This window comes from Streptomyces sp. NPDC002144 (genome assembly GCF_053593695.1).
The window spans coordinates 24143-45261 of sequence record NZ_JBSFDB010000055.1 but is presented as its reverse complement, the minus strand read 5'-3'; the positions used below and the strand labels follow the sequence as shown (position 1 = coordinate 45261).

Sequence of the window (21119 nt, the reverse complement as noted above, 5' to 3'; positions counted from 1 at the left end):
TCACTTCAGAAAGGGAAGGATCAGCCCGAGGACGGCGAACGCGCTGGTGAAGCAAGCCGCCGCAGCGGCCAGCCTCTGCGGCCGGGTGAGGCCAGGGCTGGGGGTTCCGCCCGCGGGCGCGACGGTCGGTCCGGTGACGTCGTATCCGACATACGCGAGGGCGACGGCTACGGCACCGGTCAGAACGGTGAGGACGATGCGGCTTCCGCTGGGACCGAATTCCAGGGTGTATCCCACGACGCAGGAGTCTCCGATGGCGGCGAATGCGGCGGTGCCGGCGGCGGCCCAGGCGCGTGCCCGGGTGGTGCCATCGGCGAGAGCCAGCCGGAACGCGGCGCGTGCGATCACGGCTGCGCCCAGGGCGGTGATTCCCAGGAACACGGCATTGACGTTGGACACGGTGACCCTCCTGGTCAGCAAGATTGATGCTGCTGACAATCGACGAATCGGTGTCCGTCAGGGTTCGCCTCTTGGAAGATGAACGTTGGCGAACACATTGCGTCGGGGGGCATGCGCACATGGCTGAGCAACGGATCGAGCAGAGTGCGAGCCGTGCCGAGCTCCACAGGAGGCTGTGCGATGGACTGGCACACTCCCGGCTGAAGAAGTCGCAGCTGGCTGCGCAGGCCCATCTGGGGCGCACGACCGTGTCGGAGGCGTTCAACCCGAACGCGCCTGCACCTTCAGCGGGAACTGTTTCCGCATTAGCCCGCGTGCTGAGGCTTCCGGTTGATGAGCTGCTGGAACTGCGGCGCCAAGCGGCCCAGGAAGTCGTCTTCCCAACAGCCCCCGAACTTGTGCCGGGCCGGCCGATCAGTGCTTGGGAGCCGCACGATTTGGAGGTGCATCCGGCCGGGTCTGCTGAAGAGAGAACGGGGGCACGCTCCGTTGAGAAACACGTGCTCCCCACCTACGTGAGGCGCGAGCATGACCGTGTCCTGGCGGATGCGGTACGGGATGGCATGGAGGGCCGCAGTCGGATGCTGGTCTTGGTCGGCTCCTCCTCGACGGGGAAAACCAGGGCGTGTTGGGAGGCCGTTCAGCCGCTCGCCGGAACTGACTGGCGATTGTGGCACCCCTTCGACCCGACCCGGGCCGAGGCGGCGCTGGAGGATCTGCACCGCATACAGCCGCGGACGGTGGTGTGGTTCAACGAGGCCCAGCATTACCTCGGTGATCCCCGGCTCGGGGAGCAGATCGCGGCGGCCGTCCATTCTCTGCTGACTCAACCTGAACGTGGACCAGTACTGGTTCTGGCGACTCTGTGGCCCGAGTACGTCGATCAGTACACCTCCCTGCCGGAAGCTAAAGGCCCGGATCCGCACAGCCGCACGCGGGAACTGATTACCCGGCGGACTGTCGTGGTGCCCGAAAGATTTGACGACCCGGCCATGGCTGCTGCGGCCGCTTACGCCGCAGACGATCCGCTGTTGGGCGACGCTCTCTCTCGGACGCTTACCACGGGCCGTGTCACGCAGGACCTCGCCGGAGTGCCCGAACTGCTGCACCGATACGAACGCGGCACGCCAGCCGCCAAAGCCATACTTGAAGCTGCCATGGATGCACGTCGCCTCGGCGTTGGCCTCCATCTTCCGCAGACCTTCCTCACCGACGCTGCCATCGACTACTTGTCCGATGCTGACTACGGTCAGCTTCACGATGGCTGGGCCGAAGCCGCCTACGCTGAACTCGCGCGTCCCGTCCACGGCAAACAAGCTCCCTTGCACCGGGTCAGCCCTCGCCCCAAGCGGAATCCGCCCGGTCCTCCTCGAGTAGCCGCAGCGCACGATCTCGTGGTAGGGCCGGCCTATCGGCTTGCCGACTACCTTGAACAACATGGCCGTAAGAGCCGCCACCGGCTGTGTCCCCCTGCCTCTTTCTGGCACGCGGCACACGCTCACGTCACTCACCCGAACGACCTCGAGAACCTCGTTGAAGCAGCGGCAAGCCGACACCGCCTCCAATGGGCTCACTACCTCCGCGTTCGATCAGCCGAAGCTGGCAGTGTCATCGCCCAGATCCAGCTGGGAAAGGCATGGGAGGCGGCTGGGCATGTAGAAGAGGCGGAGGCTTTGTACCGTCAGGCCGCAGACGCTGGCGATGTTGAAGGCTTGGTTCGTCTCGTCGCGCTACGGGAGGAAGCCGGGAAGGGAGACGCAGCAGAAGCCTTGTCCCAGGCCGTACATCCCGACGAAGTCGAGGACTTGACCCACCTTCTGGCCACGATGCGGGCGGAGGCCATCGACGGAGACGCCACCTTCTTGGCTTGGCGGACTGAACACGCCGCCGATGAACCTGAAGATCTAATTCCCCTGGCACGAATGCAGGAGACGGCTGGGCAGGTGGAAGAAGCTGAGGCTTTGTACCGTCAGGCCGCAGACGCTGGCGATGTCGAGGGGCTAGCCCGTCTCGCCGTAATACGAGAAAAAGCCGGACAGCCAAAGGCAGCGGAAGCCCTTGCCCTCCAAGCCACCCAGAACGGCCATACCACCGTCCTAATCAGCTTGGCCGACATGCGGCACGAGACCGGCGATCAGGAGAGTGCAGAACACCTCTACCAACAAGCCGCAGACGCTCTGGATCTCCTGGCCACGCAGTATGGCCACACCGACGCCATGGTGACTTTGGCCGATATGCGGCATAGAGCAGGCGATCAGGAGAGTGCAGAACACCTCTACCAACAAGCCGCAGACGCCGGCTCCCCCATCGCCCTTATCCGCCTGGCCGTGAAACGGGAGGAAGCTGGAGAACGGGATGCCGCGGAAGCCCTGGCCCTGCAGGCCGTACGGCAGGGGCATACCAGTGCCATGGTGACATTGGCCAACATGCGGCAAAGAGCAGGCGATCAGGAGAGTGCAGAACACCTCTACCAACAAGCCGCAGACGCCGGCTCCCCCTTCGCCCTTATCCGCCTGGCCGCAATACGGGAGGAAGCTGGAGATGCCGCGCATGCCGATGCGTTGATTCGACAATTCGCTGACGCGGGGCGAGCCTTCTCGCTGCTCCATCCGGCTTGGATGTCGTGGACCTCTGATAGGCAGCTCCTCCCATGGCAAAGGTGGCCGTACGGGTTGGAGCCAGACGGCCAACCTACGGCTCCATGGACTCCCTCTTCCACGGAATGACTGCTTGCGAAGCGCCCATCTGGCGTGACCGCTGCTGCGGCGCCGAGCTGACGGGCCGCACCGACTCCAGCTGCGAGGCGTAGCTGGAAACCCCGTGCGTCGTACTCACCGCCGTCGCCGCTGACGACGATCTGGCCGCCTGGGCTCTGGCCCACGCCATTCACGCCCGCACCCACCAGGCGGTCACCGCCGCCACCAGCACCGAGCGGTCTCAGAACGGCGAGGTGACCACCGTCGTCCTCGACGACCGGCCCCCGGCCGCAGACTGACCCGGGAGGACGGCATAGGTCTGTGCGGTCGGCCAGACCCCAGCAGCAAAGTTGCCGTGCATGACGCGGTTGTCAGAGACGCTGATGCCGGCGGCACGGCATTACATACCCGTGCCGGGTGGGCGCGGGTAAATCCCTGCAGTCGCTTCCCGGATGGCCTACGCTGAGTGCACCGACGCGGGGTGGAGCAGCTCGGTAGCTCGCTGGGCTCATAACCCAGAGGTCGCAGGTTCAAATCCCGCCCCCGCTACCACAACCGGCCCCCTCCCCCGGCATTCCGCCGTCAGGGAGGGGGCCGGAGCCGTATCCGGCCCGGCGCGCCCGCCGGGAGGGTGTGGCCGCGGGTGCCCGACCGCCCCAGCGGGCGGCCACTCTCATCGAGGACGCGCCGTGCACACGTCCGCCGAGATGTTCGACCACGACGTCCAGCGGGCCGAACTCACCAGGATGCGGTCGCTTGCGCAGGTCGCATCCGGGTGCGGGCCTCGAGGAGCGGTGAACCTGCCTTGGTCGCCGCAGTTGCGGGGTCAGGGACGGGTGGCTTTTTTCGCGGCGCGGCATTCGGGGCAGCGGCAGCGGCCGTGCCGGTAGGCCATCGCGGTGCCGTGGTCGAGGTCGGGATCGCGTCCCGCGGTCAGGGCCAGGTCCAGGGCGCGGCCCCAGGCGGGGGCGTACGCGGCGTAGCTGCGGGCCCGGTGGACGGAGATTCCCAGATCGGCGCAGACGTCGCTGATGTGCTCGCCGCTGGCGATACGTCCCAGGAGGGCGGCGCGGGCGGCGGGCGGGAAGAGGGCGTCGGCGATCTCCCGCCGGTAGGCTCGGTCCGGTTTGAGGCGCAGGCTTCGGCAGCGCGTACAGCGGCTCGCCGTCCCGGCGACCGGGCGCTGGCAGTCGTGGCAGAGTCGCGAAACGGACGGTGCGGCAGCAGGCATGCGGGCACTCCTCACCAAGAGAACGGGAACCGTCCTCCCCCGGCGGGTGCTTTCCGCGCATGCGGGCAAGCCGTTGGCCGGGTGCTGTGGAGGAGCGGATACCCCCGCGTCGGCGGGGAGAGCAGCACGGGACCACGGTAGCCCAACAGTGGGCGATACCGAGCCTGTTGGGCGCGATGGTGATGCGTGCGGGTGGAACGGTGGGCCGATCCCCCGCCCGGGACGGCACGGCAGAGGCAGACTGAGGCCGTGAGCGTGCTGAGGGTGGCCCCGTTGAACGGGGAGACGACGTGGTCGTACCTGCGCCGGCTCGCCGCCGCATACGCCATGGACAGCGCAGTCCTGCTGGGCTGGTGGCGGCCCGCCAACCACCATCCGCGGCGGCGTACGGGCAGCCCCGGGGCGGCGGCGTGGGAGGTGCTCTTCGACCCGGCCGGACAGGAGATGCTGGCCCGTCTGAGCGGACTGCCGCACGGCACGCTGGCGCGGGCCCTGCCGTCGTGGCAGCAGGGACCGGCCGCCTTCCACCCCGACACCCGCGCGCAGACCGGGCTCAGCGAGCCAGGGCCAGGCGGGCCCCGGCCGGCCGGACCGGCAGCGGGGCGAGTGCGCTGGCAGCAGGCACAAAGGCTCGGGCCCGTAGCGGTCGCATGCCGACTGTGTACGGCCAGCCGCACCGGCCGCCCCGTGCACGCGGTGCGGTACCTGCCTTTGTGGCAGAGGATCTGCACCCGGCACCAGCGCTGGCAGACCGACGCCACCGACAGCCCCGACGGACCCGGATGGCTGGACATGGCCTCCTCCCCCGAGATCGCCAGAGCCCAGCAGCAGTGGCCGGCACTGGCCCGGCAAGCAGCCGCCCGCGGACACGATCCACACCAGGCCTTCGCCCTGGCCCGCACCATCGTGCTGGGGTGGTGGCAGCAGGCCGCCGCCTGGCAGGACGAGCAGACCTGGCCCCAGCGCCTGCACCGCCTCGCCCAAGCACCGGCGGCCCGCAGCCTTGATGCCGCATGGTCGACGGCTTTGCGTGACGCGGCCGTCCTGCCCGAAGTCCTCACCCTCACCGAGGTGTTGACCGACCCCATGTGCATCCGCATGGCGCACGCCGACCGCACCAGAAAGCGCCCGGCGGGTTGGGGGGCGGGAGGGCGCTTCGCCCACCACCTCGGCCACCGCCTCAACCGGCCCTGGCTCGGCCCGCTCCTGGCCGTCGATTACACCAGCCCCCTGCACACCTGGATCAACACCACCGCCGGTCCGCCCCGCCTGTGCACAGATACGACGTGCGGTTCGGGCGGAGAGCGTTCATCAGGATGCGGTCGCTGCGCAGGCCCGCCCGAGTAGGGGCGGGCCGCCGCTACCGGGTGGCACCTGTGCTCGTTGCCGGTGCAGCGGGGCTGGGGCCGGTGCACAGACGCAGGGTGTGCCGGCGGGGGCTGGGGTTGCGGGCGGGAGGCGTTGGGGTGGAGGCGGTCGTGCGGGTGGTGCCCGCGGCGGGTGAGACGACGTGGTCGTTTGTGCACCGGGTGGCGGCCGCCTACCGGCTTCAGGTGACCGATCTGGCCGAGTGGTGGCGCTGGCCCAGCCCGCTGCCGCGAAAGGACCGTGGGCGTCCGGACGGCGAGGTGCTGCTCGACAGCGTCGCGCAGAGCCAGCTGGCCGGGTGGTGCCGAGTACCGTCAGCGCACCTGGCCCGGGCGCTGCCCTCGTGGCAGACCGGCCCGCAAGCGCTGAACGAGCCGGACGGGCAGGACGATCGTGGGGCGGGGCGGGCGAGGTGGCGGGTGGGCCCGCTTCCGTGGGGACCGGTGGCGTTCGGCTGCCGGGCGTGTGCGGCCCGGCGCGGGGCCCACGGCCGGCCGGTGTGGGTCTACCGGCCGGCGTGGCGGCGCTGGTGCGCGGCCCACGGCCAGTGGCTGCTCACCGTGGGCGAGGGGCATCCGCTGGAGTTCGCCGACGTGACCTGTATGACGGCAGAGCTGGGGCCGGCGCAGCGGCGGTGGGGCCGGGTGGAAGCGGCCGCACGGACGGCCGGCGTGCAGCCGCGCGAGGTGTTCGCGCTGGCGCGGGCGGTGGTGTGCGGGTGGTGGCAGCGCACGGAATTCTGGGCGCGGGAGACGGCGTGGGGGCCGCGTGTGGAGCAGGTCGCGGCGGCCACCGCCCGCAGGGCCGGCCATCCGCAGGGGTGGGGGGATGAGCAGTGGCGGCTGCTGGTGCGGGACGTGGTGGTCTTCCCCGAACTCGCCCTGGTGGCGCAGGCACTGCTGGATCCCCGTCTGCAGGACCTGGCCGCCGCTGACGGTGGCCTGGTGCGCGGCGGCGGCCGCGGCCGGGTGGTTGCCGCTCTGGGTGAGCGGCTGGAACGGGACTGGCTCGGCGAGAGGGACGTGCAGGCCGGTTCAGGGGTGTTGGCGTCCTGGGCGCAGGCCGTCATCCGTCAGCGGCGCGCTGCGGCGGAACCACGGTCCCGGCAGGGCCGCTACGGACTGTGGTGGGTGCCCATGGCGCACCGGCCCGTGGAACTCGGCCCGGGACTGCAGCAGCCGGCCAGCCCGGGCAGCGACGACGCGGGCGGCCACGGCCGGGCCGGTGAGGCCGGGGCCGGGCGGGCGGAGCTGACGGTGCCGCGGCGGATGGGGCCGGGGCGAGGTCTGGAGCAGTGGCGTGAGGAGCTGTTCGCGCAGGGGCTGGAGCAGGCCCGCCGTCATGTGGAGCGGTTCGGTCATCTGGCCCTTGCGCACACCGACGGCCGGGCAGGGGACGGATCCGACCTGGGCCGGTGGCTGGCCAACCGGCGTGCCCAGGCAGCGGTGTTGACGAGCGAGCAGGCGGCGCAGCTTCACCGGCTGGACGCGTGGTGGAACCCGCCCTGGCCGGTGGACTGGCAGCGCGCCTGGTACCGGGCCCGCACCCACGTCCAGGCGAACGGGCCGGTGCAGGGCGGGGACAACCTTGACGGGCTGCCGCGCTGGCTCGAGCGGTGGCTGCGCCACCAGATCACCCACTACCCCCACCTGCACCCAGGCCAGCGGCGCCTGCTCGGCCACCTCGGCCTCACCGAAGACGAAGTGGCCCGCTTCCACAGCTGGCCGCGCCGTCGCCGACCGCGCGCCGACGGCATGGCCGCAGCCCGCACCCATACAGCCCGCCACGGCCACCTCGCCCTCTCCAGGCCCACCGCCTTCGACGGCTTCCCCCTGGGCACCTGGCTGGCCCGCGCCCGGACCCGCCAACGCCAGAGGGGCCGGCCCACCCGGCTGGGAGCCCAGCTGACCGCTCTGGATGCCTGGTGGGACCCGCCCTGGCCGCTGGCCTGGCAGCGCATGTGGTGGGGCTGCCGCCACCACCTGACCGGCCTCCCCCAGGACCTTCAGTGGTGGCCCGGTGCCCCGGGCGCCGACCACGCCACCGCCTGGCTGGCCCAGCAGGCCGCCCGCCGGCCCCTCCTCCACCCCGGCCAGCAGGACCTCCTCGACGACCTCACCGCACTGGCCAGCCAGCCACTTGAGTGGCGGCCGAGGATCACCGACCACGCCTGGACCATCCTGCTCCCCCTGCTGACCCCGCTCCCCCACCACGGCGGCCGCCGCCGCAACGAACGCCAACTCCTGGAGGCCATCCTCCACATCACCTGCACCCACCAGCCCTGGACCCAACTCCCCCACGCCCTGGGCCCCGTGGATGCCTGCCGCCACCGCTACCGCCACTGGCACACCGACGGCACCCTGGCCCGCATCAGCCACACCCCACTGCCCGAAACCGACCAGCACTGGCAACACCGCCTGGCCACCCACCTCGCGTCTGCTGCAGGAGCAGATGAGCCTCTGGCCGGGCCCAGGGAGGGGTGAGCCGACGGCCGGGCCTCCTCAGGCGGCCAGGTGCCTTCTTGCGCGTGCGGTGGCGCGGTTGGTTGCCGACTGGCTAGGCGGCCTGGTTCTGTTGGGGTGGAGGCAGCGGGGCATGGGCGGCGGCTTCCGTCTGTGCCTGCCGGGCCATCTGCTGGTGGGCTTTGACCCACAGGTCGAGGCCCCTCGCGCGGGAGGGCACGTCGCGCAGGACGCGGACTGCCGCGGCGAGCCACTGCTCGAGGTCAGCTGCCCGGACGACGTAGCAGGCTTTCAGGAAGGAGATCGTCTGCTGTGGGTCGACGGGCAACGCGTCTCCGGCGATGATGCGGCGCGCGGTGGTCATGGGCAGTTGGCCGGGGCCGGACATACGCTGCATCTCGCCGGGGGTGGGGTAGCCAGCCCACACATGCTGGTGGCGCAGAGCCCGCAGGAAGTCCGCCGCGCTGGCGAGTAGCGTGGGATCGGGAGCCCGGCGGACGTAATAGGGAGCGCGCGTGGCCCGCCGGGCCTTGATCCACAGCTGGCGGCCGTGGTCCATGTCGAGTTCGAGCTGGACGTCGTACTCGCCGACGGTCACCAGGATGAACGCCTCGACGGTGTCCCAGGAGGGCACGACGGTGCCGGAAGCGGCCCGCTCGAACGTCGCAGCCGACCCCCGTCCGCTGCGTACGGCCATCTGCTGGTAGGTCATCGCGGCAGTGTGCCGACGTGCGCGCAGGAAATCGGCAAGTTTCGCGCGTTCCGGCACGCTGCGGTCGACGGGGTTTTCCGTGCGCCCCATGGCCGCCCCCCTTCAGTTGCCAGCACTGAAGTAGGCGCGCACCAGGCGGGCGAGGCGGCCGCCGCCACGGCCCGGCATGACGGTCAGGACGACAACCGCCGCACCGATACCGCCGGCTCCCGCCAACAGCCGCAGGACGTCCTGGACGTTGTGTGCGTCGGGAGCCAGGCAGGCCGCGGCGGCAACGAACGCGATGATCACGAATGCGTGGGGCATGCCGAACCGGGCGCAGCTCACGCTGTGGTCCGACGTCGCTGACGGGGTCGTCTCTGTGCTCGGCGCGAGGGTGGACTTGGCACCCATGAGGGATCTCCTGACTCCGGTCCGGCGACCTGATGATCGCCGGACGGTGCTGACTGGCTCCAACCGGTTGCCCACCCGTGCGGTCAGAGGGAGTTGGCGCTCCCTGCACACGGTTGGACTGCTGCTGACGGACAGTTTTCCAGCCCCTACGACATGGCCGTGGGGGCGTCAAACGATTGCCTCACCAACGCGCCAATGTGTACACATTGCAAAACGGAGGGCCACCGGCGACGACTTGGGGCCTCCGGCGACATCCGGCAGCGAGCCTGCTAGATGAAGGCAGTGCAGGTCACAGCGCCGCGAGCCGCCCTACCACGAGCGGCTGACAGTAGATACCACACCGGTAGTTGAGGGAAAGCCGCAGGTCAGAGCCGGTAGTGGTGCCGTTCAGGGCAGGCAGTCGGCCGCCTTCCGCGCAGCGCCTTCACCCGAACGTGTCATACCAGAGGTGAGACATTGACCTGCGTTGATTCAGTTCCGTGCCTTCTGAGTTGATGATTTTCCTCCCTGGGAAGGGAGACTTCTCATCAACGGCGCGGTCGTGCAGCGGCCCGTCGGCCCTGATTGCTACTGGCTCCAACCACCGCAGCAGGGACAGGGCAGGTGTTGGCGCATCTGTCCGCGTGAAGCCGATCCCTCAGCTCTATCGGGCGGGGCATCGGCTTCACGCGTATCCGCCCGTCGTACGGCATTGATGAGCTGAACCCGCCGGATGGGTCCAGCGGTCCGTGCGCTCGCCGGGCCGTCACATCCGGCTCAGCCACCGAGAGGTCCGAGGGTCATGGCCAACGTTGCCGGCAGAACCCGCTTCGGCGCGGGGCACCCGGGGGTTTTCCGGATCACGCCTCTCACCGGGGAGACCACGGCATCCCTGATCTGCCGTACCGGCGCACGCTACGGGCTGGAGGCGAAGACGCTCCGCTCCAGCTGGCAGTGGCGCAACTACCCGCCCCGGCACGAGAGCGGGAATCTGCGGGCCGATGCCGAGGTGCTGCTGAATCCGGCCGGACGGCGGCTCCTGGCCCGGCTGTGTGGCGTTGAACAGGACGTGCTGGCGCGGGCGTTGCCGTCCTGGGGGCAGCAGGACGCCAAGCTGCCGGCCGCTTCGGACGCGGAGCCGGCGGCGGCGTGGCGGATCGGCAGCCCACTCGCCGGGCCGGTGGCGTTCGGCTGCCGCCTGTGCACCGCCCGGCGCACCGGGACGACAGAGCGGGTGGTGCGGTATGCGGCGCGCTGGCAGCGGGTGTGTGTCCGGCACGGGCGGTGGCTGCTGGACGCGGACGCCGACCAAGTACCCGAGCATCTCGATCTGCGCGGCGTGCCGGAGGTCAGCGCGGCGCAGCGGCAGTGGACGAAGGTGGCGCGGCGGGCGGTACAGGCCGGGGCCCAGCCGGAGCGGGTGTTCGCGCTGGCGCACGCAGTGGTGGCCCGCTGGTGGGACCACGCCTACACCTGGGAGCAGGAGACGATCTGGCCACGCCGCCTGCACCAGCTCGCGGGCGGCAACGCCGGCAGTCATCTGGAGTGGTGGCGGATCGTGGGACGCGACGCAGCCGTCTTCCCCGAGATGGTGGCCGTCGCCGGCGCGCTGCTGGACCCGGCCATGGCCGAGCTGGTCTGGATCGACAGCGGCGCCCTGCGGCCGCGGCCGCTGCCCGCCGACGGAATGTTCTGCCGCCGCCTGGGCGAACGGGTCGAACGCGCCTGGCTGGGACCGCTCGCGGCGACCGACTACGGCAGCCCGCTGGTCTCCTGGATGGGCGCCGTCATCCGCCGGCGCCGCGGCGAAGGCAGGCCCCCGGGACACGGCGACGACCTGTGGTGGGTGCGCCAGGAACATCAGCCCACCACCATCGCCGGACAGCTGCGCGTGCTGGGCAAGGAGAAGAAGGCGCCCGGTACGGGCAGGATGTGGCGGGCCGCTGTGCCCGCCGAACAGCGCATGCTGATCAGCAGCGCCGTCTCAGACGCCGAGGAACAACTGCTCCAGCTGCGCGGCGTACAGACCGGGCCGATCGCCGACGTCGCCCGGCACCTCCTGGGCACCCTCCACCACAGCGCCGTCCTGATCGACAACGCCTGGAAACGCACCGCCCTGGTGGCGGTGAACGCCGGCATCCCCCTCGAAGAAGTCGCCCAGTGGGCGGACATGCCTGCCGAGACCTTGATGACCATCCTGACGGCCGGCCAGGAGGAGGACGGCGGCTGAGAATCGCGTCTGGGGCCGGCGTGTTGGCTGTTGGCTGATACAGCACTCGTCTGTGGCATAAATCCTGAAAACGCCGACGCACGCGGGCGGACAGGAGTTGGCTGGCGCGGGTGATCAGTGCAGGAGAAACCCGGGCCGGGGACCGGCCAGGACGGGCCGTGCCTGGTGGGAGCAGGTTCGAGGCGGTCTTCCTCGACCCTCTCGGGCAGACGGTCCAGCAGCGGTGGGCGGACGCGGCCCTGGCGGTGGCCTTCGAGGACCTGCCGCCCGTCTCCGCGTTCCCGGTCATCCCGGGGCGGCGGTGGGGTCCGGGCCTGTGGTGGTCGGCCACGACCGGACGGCACGTGGCCGCGGGCTCGAACGCGATGCGTCTGCAGCTGATGGTCCTGGACCGCGACCCGCACGTGAGCGGGCTGGCGGGCCGGCCGGTCCGGCTGCTGTGGCGCACCCCCCGCGGACAGACGCGTTCCTGGGTGCCGCAGCTGTTCGCCCGCTACAGCGACGGCACCGCCCTGCTCGCCGACTGCCCCAGCCACCCCGACGCCGGCGGCGAACGCGCCCTGAAGGCCGCCGAGGCGGTCGCGGAAGCCTGCGCGGACCTGGGCTGGACCTACCGGCGTCTGGCTCCGCTCGACGACATCCTGGCCGCCAACCTGACATGGCTGGCCGGCTACCGCCACCCCCGCAACGCCGGCCGCCCCGGCCTGACGGCGGCCGTCCTTACAGCCTTTGCGCGGCCGCGGCCGCTGATCGAAGGCGCACAAGCGGCCGGGGATCCGATCGAGGTCCTGCCTGCCGTCTTCCATGCCCTGTGGCACCGGCACCTGACGGCCGGCCTGGACACCCCCCTCCACGAGCAGGTCCTGGTCGGCCCGCCCCGCGGCCGAGGCAGCCGCGTGGCCGGGGCGGGAGGTGGCGGGTGAGCGCCCGACGCAACGCCCGGCCGGCCCTCACGGTCGGCGCTCACGTCCGCTTCGGCGGGGTGAGGTGGCAGGTGGTCGCCCTGGCCGGGCAGGACGTTGGCCTCGTCGGCCCCGACGGCGGCGGCCAGGTGGTGCTCGCCGGACACCTGTTCGCCGACCCCGGCTTCAGCGTCATCGGGGCCGACGCGCCCCAGGCCGTCCCCCCGTGGGGGCTGTTCGAGAGCGCCCCCGCCGCGGCGCGCGAGAAGGCACTGGCCTGGCAGCGGCACGTGCGGGAAGTCGACTGCGGTCTTGCCGACGGCCCCGGCAGCGGCGGGACGGTACGCGAGCAGTACGACCCTGAGCGGCACACGCTGGCCGAGCGGGAACAGGCCAAGGCCGCAGAGCTGACCGCGCTCGGCTTCGGCCGCATCTCGCGTACCACGGTGCAGCGCATGCGCCTGGCCTACCGCAAGCAGGGCCTGTGGGGGCTGGTCGACCACCGCACCACCCGCGCCGCGAGCCCCACCGGGCGGGCCGACGAACGCGTCGTCGCCGCCGTCCGCGAGGCACTGCGCCGCCGGCGCGGCCGCTCCAAAGGCACCATCAACGGCCTGTTCCCGCTGATCAACCAGATCCTTCAAGACCGGCACGGCCCCGGCACCGTGCCCGCACCCTCCCAGGCCACGCTGTACCGGCTCGTCGCCAGCCTCGCCCGTCCCGGCGAACTGCCCACCGGACCAGTGCGGTCCACTCCGGCGAGCTTCGACGGGCGGGCCTTCACCCCCACCCGGGCGCTGCGGCCCGGCGAGCAGGTCCAGATCGACACCACCCTCCTGGACGTCTTCGCCGTCCTCGACGACGGCCATCTCGCCCGGCCCGAGCTGACCATCGCCGTCGACGTCGCCACCCGCGCCATCCTGGCCGCCGTGCTGTGCCCGAGCGCGACCAAGGCCGTCGACGCAGCGCTGCTGCTGGCGGAGATGGCCGTCCCGCACCCCGCCCGCCCCACCTGGCCGCACATCCTGCGCATGGACAACGCCCCGGCCCTGCCCCACCAGCGGCTGGCCACGCTCGACGAGCGCCTGGCCGGGGCGGCGGCCCGGCCCGTCGTCCTGCCGGAGACGATCGTCGTCGACCGCGGCCGCGTCTTCGTCTCCCGCGCGTTCACCGCCGCCTGCGAGACCCTCGGCATCAGCGTCCAGCCCGCCCCGCCCCACGCGCCCACCGCCAAAGGCATCGTGGAGCGCGCCTTCGGCACCATCAACGCCCTGTGGTGCCAGCACCTGCCCGGCTACACCGGATCCGACGTCACCCGCCGCGGCCCCGACGCCGAGAAAGACGCCTGCTACAGCATCCCCCAGCTGCAGGACCTCCTCGACGAATGGCTGGTGCACTACCACCACCGCCCCCACGAAGGACTGCGCCACCCGATGATGCCCAAAAAGGCCCTCACCCCGAACCAGATGTGGGCCGCGCTCATCGCCGTCACCGGCTACGTCCCCGTCCCCCTCACCCGCCACGACTACCTCGAACTGCTGCCCGTGCGCTGGCAGGCCATCACCGCACGCGGCATCCGCATCCACCACCGCACCTACGACGCCGACCTGCTCGCCCCCTACCGCGGCCAGCCCTCCCCCATCGCCGCGCACGGCGGGAAATGGGAGATCCACTACAACCCCCACGACGTCCGCCAGATCTGGATCCGCCTGCCCGACGGAGAACTCACCGAGATTCCGTGGATCCACCGCGAACATGTCCACGCACCGTTCAACGACCACATCTGGCAGCACGTCAAAACCCACGCCCTGCACGGCCACAACGGCGACGCCGAGCAGCATGAAGCCGGCCTCGCCGACGCCCTCGACCAGCTCATGCGCCGCATCCGCGCCGGCCACGCCACCAAGACCGAACAGGCCCTCATCGCCCGCGCCACCACAACCCCCCTCCCCCAGGCCCGCCGGCCCGAAAGCGACAGCACACCGGGCGCCGGCCACCCGGCCGCGTGGGACGAGGACGACAGCATCGACGACCTCGACGACCAGCCCGACACCGACGACGCCCGTCCCGCCCCGGCCACCGGCTTCGGGCTCTACAACGCCTACGAGGAAGCCGACAAGTGGTAACCCCCCGCCCCCGCAGCACCGCACCAGCCCCCACCAGCCCCGCCGCAGACGGCACCGCGGCCGAGCCGTCCGGGCCCCTGACCACCTGGCAGGGCTGGCACCGCTTCGCCACCACCGACCCGCCCGCCCCGCCCCAGCCCGGCGCACCGCCCCGCAGCACCGAAGAACGCCTCGCCTACCACTCCAGCTTCGTCACCATCCGCACCCCCGCCATCAGCCAACTCGCCACCCAGACCCGCACCCTCATACTGCTGGGCCGCCACCAGCAGGCCACCGCCCGGCCGTCCCTGATCCTCACCGGACCCGCCGCCGCCGGGAAAACCACCGCCCTCCTCCACGTCGGCCGCGCCTGCCACCTCGCCCACACCCGCAAAAACCCCGCCCCGCCCGGCCAGGCCCACCCCAGCGTGCCCGTCGCCTACGTCCTCGTCCCACCCCACGCCACCGCAAAAACCCTCATCACCGAATTCGCCCGCTACCTCGGCATCCCCGTCACCACCCGCATGACCCAAAGCCAGATCACCGACGCCGTCTGCCACACCTACACAACCGCCGGCATCCACCTCGTCCTCATCGACGAAATCCACCGCCTCAACCCCCGCACCACCACCGGCGCCCAGACCGCCGACCTCCTCAAAGACCTCACCGAACACCTGCCCTCAACGTTCGTCTACGCCGGCATCGACGTCACCACGACCGCCCTGTTCACCGGCACCCGCGGCGCCCAACTCGCCGGACGCGCCACCCTCATCGACTGCGGCCCCCTACCCGCCCGCCACGGCACCCGCCACCCCTTCCGCGACGTCATCACCGACATCGAAAACGCCCTCGACCTCACCCACCACACACCCGGCACCCTCCCCACCCACGCCCCCTACCTCCACCAACGCACCGCCGGCCGCATCGGCTCACTCACCCGCCTCATCCGCCAAGCAGCCATCACCGCCATCTGCGACGGCACCGAACGCATCACCAAAACATCACTCGACGCCATCCGCCTCGACCACCTCGCCGAGCAACAACACCGCCCGACGCCACGACGCTGACCGGCCGGTTCAGATGTCGCCTCCTTCCCGCAACAGTGCGAAATCGGCCGTACTGGACCGTTCAGGAAACGACAGGGCCCGATCGCTGCGAGACTCTGCCCGACAGGCAGTCGCACGGCGCGGGGGGTGTGTAGCGGTGGCCAAGTCCAAGCCCCGGAAGGGGTATTACCGGGCCGGGCACTACGTGAAGCCGACGGCGGTCTCCAGCCGGTGGAAGACGCCGTCCATGGGCCTGATCCTGGTGGGCGTTGTTGTAGTGATCGCCGCATGGAACACCCTGTTCGCAGGCGGCTCCGACCACCAGGACAAAACGCCCCAGCCTCAGTCGACCAGCGCTTCGGCCTCCGCCGTCCCCGGTCAGTGACCCCGCTGCCGGCGCAACGCCGACCAGGGCCGCTGCCATGCCCGCGCCTTCTCGGCCCCACCACGGGCAACCGGCGGGCCCGCCGCGTCGGCTGACGCATCCTGCGCGCGCAGCTGCTGCCAGACGGCCTGCCACTGCATGATCTGCTCCTGGGACACACCGCAGGCCGACAGGTAGGCGGCCGTGGTGCCCCACGTCGTGGGAAGCGTGCTGCGGTTGAGCAGACGGCCGACGGTGCCCGCCGCCATGCGTCCGGCCGAACGCTCACTGACCGCCTGATGCGTCAGCCCGCTGACCACCCGCACCTGCGCGAGGGCGGTGAAAAACCCGGTGACGGTACGGATCGTGGACGGATCCGGCCACGCACGCTCCCCCACGGCCGCACCGGCCGCAGCCGCAACCGGCCCGGCCGGCAGACCGGCGTGATTGCGCGCGAGCGCGACCTGGGCACCGCTGTTGCGATCCCGCGCCTGCGGAACGGGATGCCCCCGCGCCTCAAGCGTCCGGCGCAGATGCCGATACAGCGCCCCCAGATCAACCAGCGCGGGAGCCCCCGGCACGCCCTGCCTCACCGCCTCCAGCAGGGCCCCGGTGAACGCCGTGTAGGTCTCCCCCACCGGCGCCAGAGCCGTACGCGTCTCCGCGGCCGCCGCCAGCAGGAAACTGCCCTCCACCGCCGCCTGGTCGGCAAGCCCCGACCCCGCGCTCATCCTGCCCAGCGCCAGACCGCTGTAACAGCAGTCCAAAATCACCACATGCCGCTCGGCACGCGAGTCCAGCAGCAGCACCTGACGCACCCAGTCATACGGAAGCCCCGTCTCGATCCGGCCGAACTCGGTGTGCGGCAACGCCAGAACGAGCTGATCCTGCCCGTCGACCAGCCCATGCCCCGCGAAGTAGACGATCAGCGTGTCGGTGGCCTCACCGGCCGCCTGCCGCACCGCCCCCACCACCGTATGCGCGGCAGCCGGATCCTCCACCACCGTCACGTGCCGGGCAGGCAGATCCAGCGACAGCGGACTGCACAACAGACCAGCCAGGGCCCGCACATTGTTCGCGACAGCCGGCAACTGCTCCAGATACTCATACCGGCTCGTGCCCACCAGCACCGCCCTCGACGCCCCCGGATCAGGCAGCACACTCACCTCTCGCCGCCCTCGCCGCCGCCGGCCGCCTCCAGCGCCCGAACCGCCCCCGCGATCTCCTCCTCAGAACCCTCTACAAGCACGATGACCGTCTCCCCCCGCCGGATCTCCACCCGCGGCCGCTGCGGCCGGGACTGCCGCCACGCCGCCACCGCCAGCACGAACGACGCCGCACTCCACCCATTCCCCGTCACCAACTCCAGCACATCAACGACCGTGCCCATCTCCCCCGGCCCCGGCACACCACCCCCCACCCCCACCACCACAGACCGGCGCAACTCCGGATCCGCACGCAACCAGCCCTGCAGCGAACGCAATTCCGCCGCACCCAGCCCGACCTGCAACTCCAACCGCACCCCGGCCACCCCCGATCCGCCACGCCCACCCAACGCCACAGCACAACCCACCAGGAAACCCGCCCCAGCACAACACCCCACCCGACCAGGCAAAACACCCCTGACCAGCGCAAATACCAGCCCGGCCTTCACACCCTCCCCCTACCACCAACCAGCCCAACCCCACTCAACACACACCACGCAACCCCAGCCCACACACCCCGACCCCACCACCCAAACCCCGCACCCCACCTCTCAACACATCAGCAACACACCAGGCCAACAGCCACCCCGCACACCAACAAACCCCCCACCGAACGACAGAACTCCTTCCCGCGGGTCCGCCGGTGGCCCGACGAGGCCGGGCTTCCCGCCTCGTTGTTGGCCCGCGGGTCATTCAAATGGGTGAACTTCCGCTCGCTCATCCCTGGGTGACGCCGTGCTGCCTACTCTCACCGACGTGGAAGCCGGATACCTGCATCACGGCGTGCCCTTGATGGACTACCAGCTGACCAAGGCCGACCACCGTCGGCAACAAGAGGCTGTACAACTCCACGAGTGGGTTCACCGCCAACTCGCCAAGGCACCTCCCTGGTCGGAAGAAAAAAGGGAACGAGTGCTCAAGCTCCTGGAATCGCTACCTTCACCGTCTCGCCGCGACCGCCAGCGATGGCGGCTGCGCTTGTACTGCGGACACATCATCGAAGCCACCCGGGATCGCAAGCTTTCAAGACCGGATGAAGGAAGCTGGGACAAGGAGCTCTGCCCAGCGTGCGGTCTGGACCCCTCCGTGATCGTCGCCTTCGAACCCCTGGGCTCCCTTGCCTCTCCCTCACCAAAGAAGCTCTCCCCACGGAAAACGCCCACTGATCGACGCAGCAACGCCGAACTAGCAGCTGAAAACGCTGCCCTGCGTGCGGAACTACAGGCTCTGCGCGATCAGGCATAACCTGTCGCTCCCGCCGCCGCGAGGTGGTCCGCTAACTCCGACCGGCGCGGGGTTCATGGACGTGTCCTCCCCGCCGACGCAGGAGTGTTCCGCTGGCCAAGATCCTCAACCGGGCCGAGAACGCGTCCTCCCCGCCGACGCGGGGGTGCTCCGGTGCAGTTGTAGGTGTGCGCGGTAGTCAGGGAGTCTTCCCCTCCGAGTCCCGTCTCGTCGCCCCGCAGGGGCAGATGGTGTTCGCCTGAGGCGGGCGGCCAACCCCACTTCGAGACCATCTGCCGCCCTGCAGGTTGTTGATCAGATGCGTGAGCCGTGGTGGGTGGATTGCACCTGCTGCTGCTCGAGTGGTGCCCACCGGATGGGAGCGGGTGCGCGGGATTACCCCGTCCATGGCGCTACTGACGGCCTCACCTGGTCGCGCCTACCACCCTGGCCGGCTCGTCGGCCTCGGCGGAGACGTGCGGGCGTGCCGGAGGACGGAGGTGGGGGCGGGTCGCGAGTTGTCCCTGCCGTTGGCGGTAGGCCCAGTAGGAGTTCCACCATGTCAGGCGGTCGGCGGAGTCCTGCGGAATCAGGCCGTCGATCACGGACTGTACGAGGACGACGACCAGGGCGGCCAGGGCCAGGGTGAGGACCATGCCCCAGGGTGCGCCGGCGAGGGAGGCGGCCAGGGTGCCGATGCTGCCGATGCCCGCGCCGACGCGGGCGGCGGCACGCAGAGGGCGTGATTGTCCATTGGGCTGCGGAGAGGAGGGCGAAACGGCCAAGGTGGGCTCCTACAGTCTGTGATCGGTGTTCAACCCACCGTCACAGGCCGGGAATTGATGCGGAAGACGACCATCCATTGGTCCAGGGGGGAATGAACATGGCCCGTCCCGGGCGGCCTTTGAAGCCCATCGACGACAACCTGCCGGCGCCCGTGTACGCGTGGGCTGCTGCCGTGCGCCGCACGGTCTTCCTGCCGTTGCTCAGCGGCGAGCAGCCGCTGACGATCAGAGCCATCGCCCGCCGGCTGGAAGCTCTGGCCCCACAGGAGGAGAAAGCGGACCAGCCCGGCGCTGCGGAGGCGCAGCGGCTGGGAGCCTTCCTCACCGGGCGCAGCCCGGCGTGTGTGCAGCGGATCCTCTCGGGCCAGTCGGTGCCCACGCGTGATGTGGTGTTCGATCTGCTGAGAATTGTTGAGGAGGAGCGCGGCTGCCCGGCTGCCGCGGAGGTGAGGGCGCTGTGGGACGCGTACTGGCCTGCACTGCGCGAACGAAAGGCCGAGGTCTATGAGGTGTACGAGATCCTCAACGCCTACAACGGCGCACTAACGCTGGCCGATGTTCAGCAGCAGCAGGTCACCCGGCTGCAGGACAAGATCGAACAACAGCGGGCGCGAGTGGCGCGGGCGGAGCAGCGGGCCCGCCAGGCACGGTGGGTCCAGGCCGCCGTCCAGCGCGCACTGGGCCACAGCCGGCAGGAAGCCGACCGGCTGCAGGACCGCGAACGGCATCTGACCCGGAATCTCGACGAAGTCAGGGCCTGCGTGGCAGAGCTGCGGCAGGACGTCGCTGCGGCCCGCGAACAAGCGCAGCTGTGGAGAGGGGAAGCCGACCGGCGCCGCAAGGAGGCAGAACACGCCGAGCAGGAAACCTCGCAGACGCGGCAGGCCTGGCAGGAGCGGGAAGCCACGCTGCTGGAGCGGCTCGCACAGGTCCATGAAGCTCTGCACGAAGCCGGTGAGCGAGCCCACGAATTCGAGGTGGAGCTGCTGGAGCGGGAGGAGCACTGGCGCACCGAGGCGACAGCAGCCCACGCCGATGCCGAACTCGCCCGCCGTCAGGCGGCCTTGGTACGCAGTGAGGCAGAGGCCGTGCGCGAGGAAGCCGCCCAGGCCCTGCAGACCCAGCAGGAGTACGCCGACACCCTGGCCGCAGCCGCGGAAGAGCAACACCAGCAGGCACTGAGCACCATCGCCGGCCTCGAAGCGGAACTGCGCGCCGCCCATACCGACCTGCAAGAAGCCCGCCAGGATGCCGTGCACAAAGACGCCCGGCTGGCCGCGCTTTTGGCCGAGCGCGCCCAGAGCGCCCATCTCGACGACCTCCGCGACCAGGCCCTCACGCAGCACCCTGGCCTCCCCCAGCTCGATGAGACCGAGCCGATTGATCCCACACCCGCACCAACACCGCTGCCCGCCCGGTACGACGAACCCAGCAGCGCCTGGCAGAACAGCCCCTGGCCCAAACCGCAGACGGACGAACGCCCCGAGGACCTGCCGATGACCCCGCCGCTGCCCGAACCGCACCCCGGCACGCGCCACACCCCGCCACCAGCTCCCCCCTCCCCCGCTGCCTGGAATGCACCCGAGGACGGCATCGACGACACCGCTCGATCCCCCTTCATCGCGCCCAGCCAACCGGCCGACAGCGACACCGCCGCCCCAACGGACACCACTCCCGCCGCCGAGCCCGCCACGGCAGCAGCGATCCACGACAGCTCCACACCCACGAGCATCAAGATCAGCTTGTTCGGCATCCTCGCCAGCATCGGCGCAGCCGCCACCGGTGTCCTCGGCTACTCCCACCCGACCAAGACCGGCAGGGTCTTCACCGGTCCCGGCGCCCATCTGACCATGGCCGGCGGCATCGGCTTCGCCGTGTTCCTCCTCATCCTCAGCATCAGCGGCTTGATCCACTATGGCGATCTCGAAAACTCAAGCGGCGGTGACATGTACTGGGGCGGGATGTAGACCTACCCAGCAGAAACAGGCACGTTCGCAACAACGCGTTATCCCGCGCCC

Annotated in this window: 17 protein-coding genes and 1 tRNA gene; 11 read left to right on the top strand and 7 right to left on the bottom strand. The window is 70.6% G+C overall.

All coding sequences use genetic code 11. The features are described 5' to 3' along the window. Window positions 1-399, bottom strand: a complete 399-nt coding sequence (locus ACWCQ1_RS43905) for a hypothetical protein (protein ID WP_451029095.1) — start codon at window positions 397-399, stop codon at window positions 1-3. 119 nt (window positions 400-518) lie between these two features. On the opposite strand from ACWCQ1_RS43905, the gene ACWCQ1_RS43900 reads away from it, so the two are divergent. Then, on the top strand, window positions 519-3125 hold the full coding sequence (locus ACWCQ1_RS43900; RefSeq protein WP_451029094.1) for a hypothetical protein: 2607 nt from the start codon (window positions 519-521) through the stop codon (window positions 3123-3125). Between the two features lie 445 nt (window positions 3126-3570). Then, window positions 3571-3647, top strand: a tRNA-Met gene (locus ACWCQ1_RS43895). A 274-nt stretch (window positions 3648-3921) separates the two neighbouring features. Here the strand turns inward: ACWCQ1_RS43895 and ACWCQ1_RS43890 are convergent. Then, the gene (locus ACWCQ1_RS43890; RefSeq protein WP_451029093.1) at window positions 3922-4326 is read right to left on the bottom strand and encodes a hypothetical protein; all 405 of its coding nucleotides are present in this window, start codon (window positions 4324-4326) and stop codon (window positions 3922-3924) included. Between the two features lie 249 nt (window positions 4327-4575). Here ACWCQ1_RS43890 and ACWCQ1_RS43885 point away from each other — a divergent pair, with 249 nt between their 5' ends. Further along, window positions 4576-5673: a hypothetical protein gene (locus tag ACWCQ1_RS43885; protein ID WP_451029092.1), complete on the top strand. Its 1098-nt coding sequence runs from the start codon at window positions 4576-4578 to the stop codon at window positions 5671-5673. A 131-nt stretch (window positions 5674-5804) separates the two neighbouring features. Further along, a complete protein-coding gene (locus ACWCQ1_RS43880) occupies window positions 5805-8177 on the top strand; it encodes a transposase (protein ID WP_451029091.1) in 2373 nt (790 codons plus the stop codon). A 73-nt stretch (window positions 8178-8250) separates the two neighbouring features. Here the strand turns inward: ACWCQ1_RS43880 and ACWCQ1_RS43875 are convergent, their stop codons facing one another. Both ACWCQ1_RS43875 and ACWCQ1_RS43870 read right to left on the bottom strand, forming a co-directional pair. Beyond that, on the bottom strand, window positions 8251-8958 hold the full coding sequence (locus ACWCQ1_RS43875) for a helix-turn-helix domain-containing protein (RefSeq protein ID WP_451029090.1): 708 nt from the start codon (window positions 8956-8958) through the stop codon (window positions 8251-8253). A gap of 12 nt (window positions 8959-8970) precedes the next feature. Then, entirely contained in the window at window positions 8971-9261 is a 291-nt protein-coding gene (locus ACWCQ1_RS43870) for a hypothetical protein (RefSeq protein WP_451029089.1), read from the bottom strand. A gap of 781 nt (window positions 9262-10042) precedes the next feature. On the opposite strand from ACWCQ1_RS43870, the gene ACWCQ1_RS43865 reads away from it, so the two are divergent. From ACWCQ1_RS43865 to ACWCQ1_RS43845, 5 genes are all read left to right on the top strand, one after another. Further along, the gene (locus tag ACWCQ1_RS43865) at window positions 10043-11470 is read left to right on the top strand and encodes a DNA-binding protein (protein WP_451029088.1); all 1428 of its coding nucleotides are present in this window, start codon (window positions 10043-10045) and stop codon (window positions 11468-11470) included. 158 nt (window positions 11471-11628) lie between these two features. Beyond that, on the top strand, window positions 11629-12393 hold the full coding sequence (locus ACWCQ1_RS43860; RefSeq protein WP_451029087.1) for a TnsA-like heteromeric transposase endonuclease subunit: 765 nt from the start codon (window positions 11629-11631) through the stop codon (window positions 12391-12393). Continuing rightward, the gene (locus ACWCQ1_RS43855) at window positions 12390-14498 is read left to right on the top strand and encodes a Mu transposase C-terminal domain-containing protein (RefSeq protein ID WP_451029086.1); all 2109 of its coding nucleotides are present in this window, start codon (window positions 12390-12392) and stop codon (window positions 14496-14498) included. Before ACWCQ1_RS43860 ends, ACWCQ1_RS43855 begins: the two co-directional genes overlap by 4 nt. Before the next feature lie 77 nt (window positions 14499-14575). Then, window positions 14576-15544 (top strand): TniB family NTP-binding protein, encoded by a 969-nt coding sequence (locus ACWCQ1_RS43850; protein WP_451029101.1) that lies wholly within the window; start codon window positions 14576-14578, stop codon window positions 15542-15544. A 136-nt stretch (window positions 15545-15680) separates the two neighbouring features. Then, window positions 15681-15908 carry a hypothetical protein gene (locus ACWCQ1_RS43845; protein WP_451029085.1) on the top strand — a complete coding sequence of 76 codons (228 nt, stop codon included), beginning with the start codon at window positions 15681-15683 and terminating at the stop codon, window positions 15906-15908. On the opposite strand, the gene ACWCQ1_RS43840 is transcribed toward ACWCQ1_RS43845, so the two are convergent. Both ACWCQ1_RS43840 and ACWCQ1_RS43835 read right to left on the bottom strand, forming a co-directional pair. Continuing rightward, window positions 15902-17053, bottom strand: coding sequence for a caspase family protein (locus ACWCQ1_RS43840; protein ID WP_451029084.1), 1152 nt, complete (start codon window positions 17051-17053; stop codon window positions 15902-15904). The genes ACWCQ1_RS43845 and ACWCQ1_RS43840 overlap by 7 nt on opposite strands. Next, window positions 17050-17409 (bottom strand): effector-associated constant component EACC1, encoded by a 360-nt coding sequence (locus ACWCQ1_RS43835; RefSeq protein WP_451029083.1) that lies wholly within the window; start codon window positions 17407-17409, stop codon window positions 17050-17052. Before ACWCQ1_RS43835 ends, ACWCQ1_RS43840 begins: the two co-directional genes overlap by 4 nt. A gap of 439 nt (window positions 17410-17848) precedes the next feature. On the opposite strand from ACWCQ1_RS43835, the gene ACWCQ1_RS43830 reads away from it, so the two are divergent. Continuing rightward, entirely contained in the window at window positions 17849-18337 is a 489-nt protein-coding gene (locus ACWCQ1_RS43830; RefSeq protein WP_451029082.1) for a hypothetical protein, read from the top strand. 404 nt (window positions 18338-18741) lie between these two features. On the opposite strand, the gene ACWCQ1_RS43825 is transcribed toward ACWCQ1_RS43830, so the two are convergent. Continuing rightward, entirely contained in the window at window positions 18742-19101 is a 360-nt protein-coding gene (locus tag ACWCQ1_RS43825) for a hypothetical protein (protein WP_451029081.1), read from the bottom strand. 92 nt (window positions 19102-19193) lie between these two features. On the opposite strand from ACWCQ1_RS43825, the gene ACWCQ1_RS43820 reads away from it, so the two are divergent. Beyond that, window positions 19194-21068, top strand: coding sequence for a hypothetical protein (locus ACWCQ1_RS43820; RefSeq protein ID WP_451029080.1), 1875 nt, complete (start codon window positions 19194-19196; stop codon window positions 21066-21068). Window positions 21069-21119 lie beyond the last annotated feature (51 nt).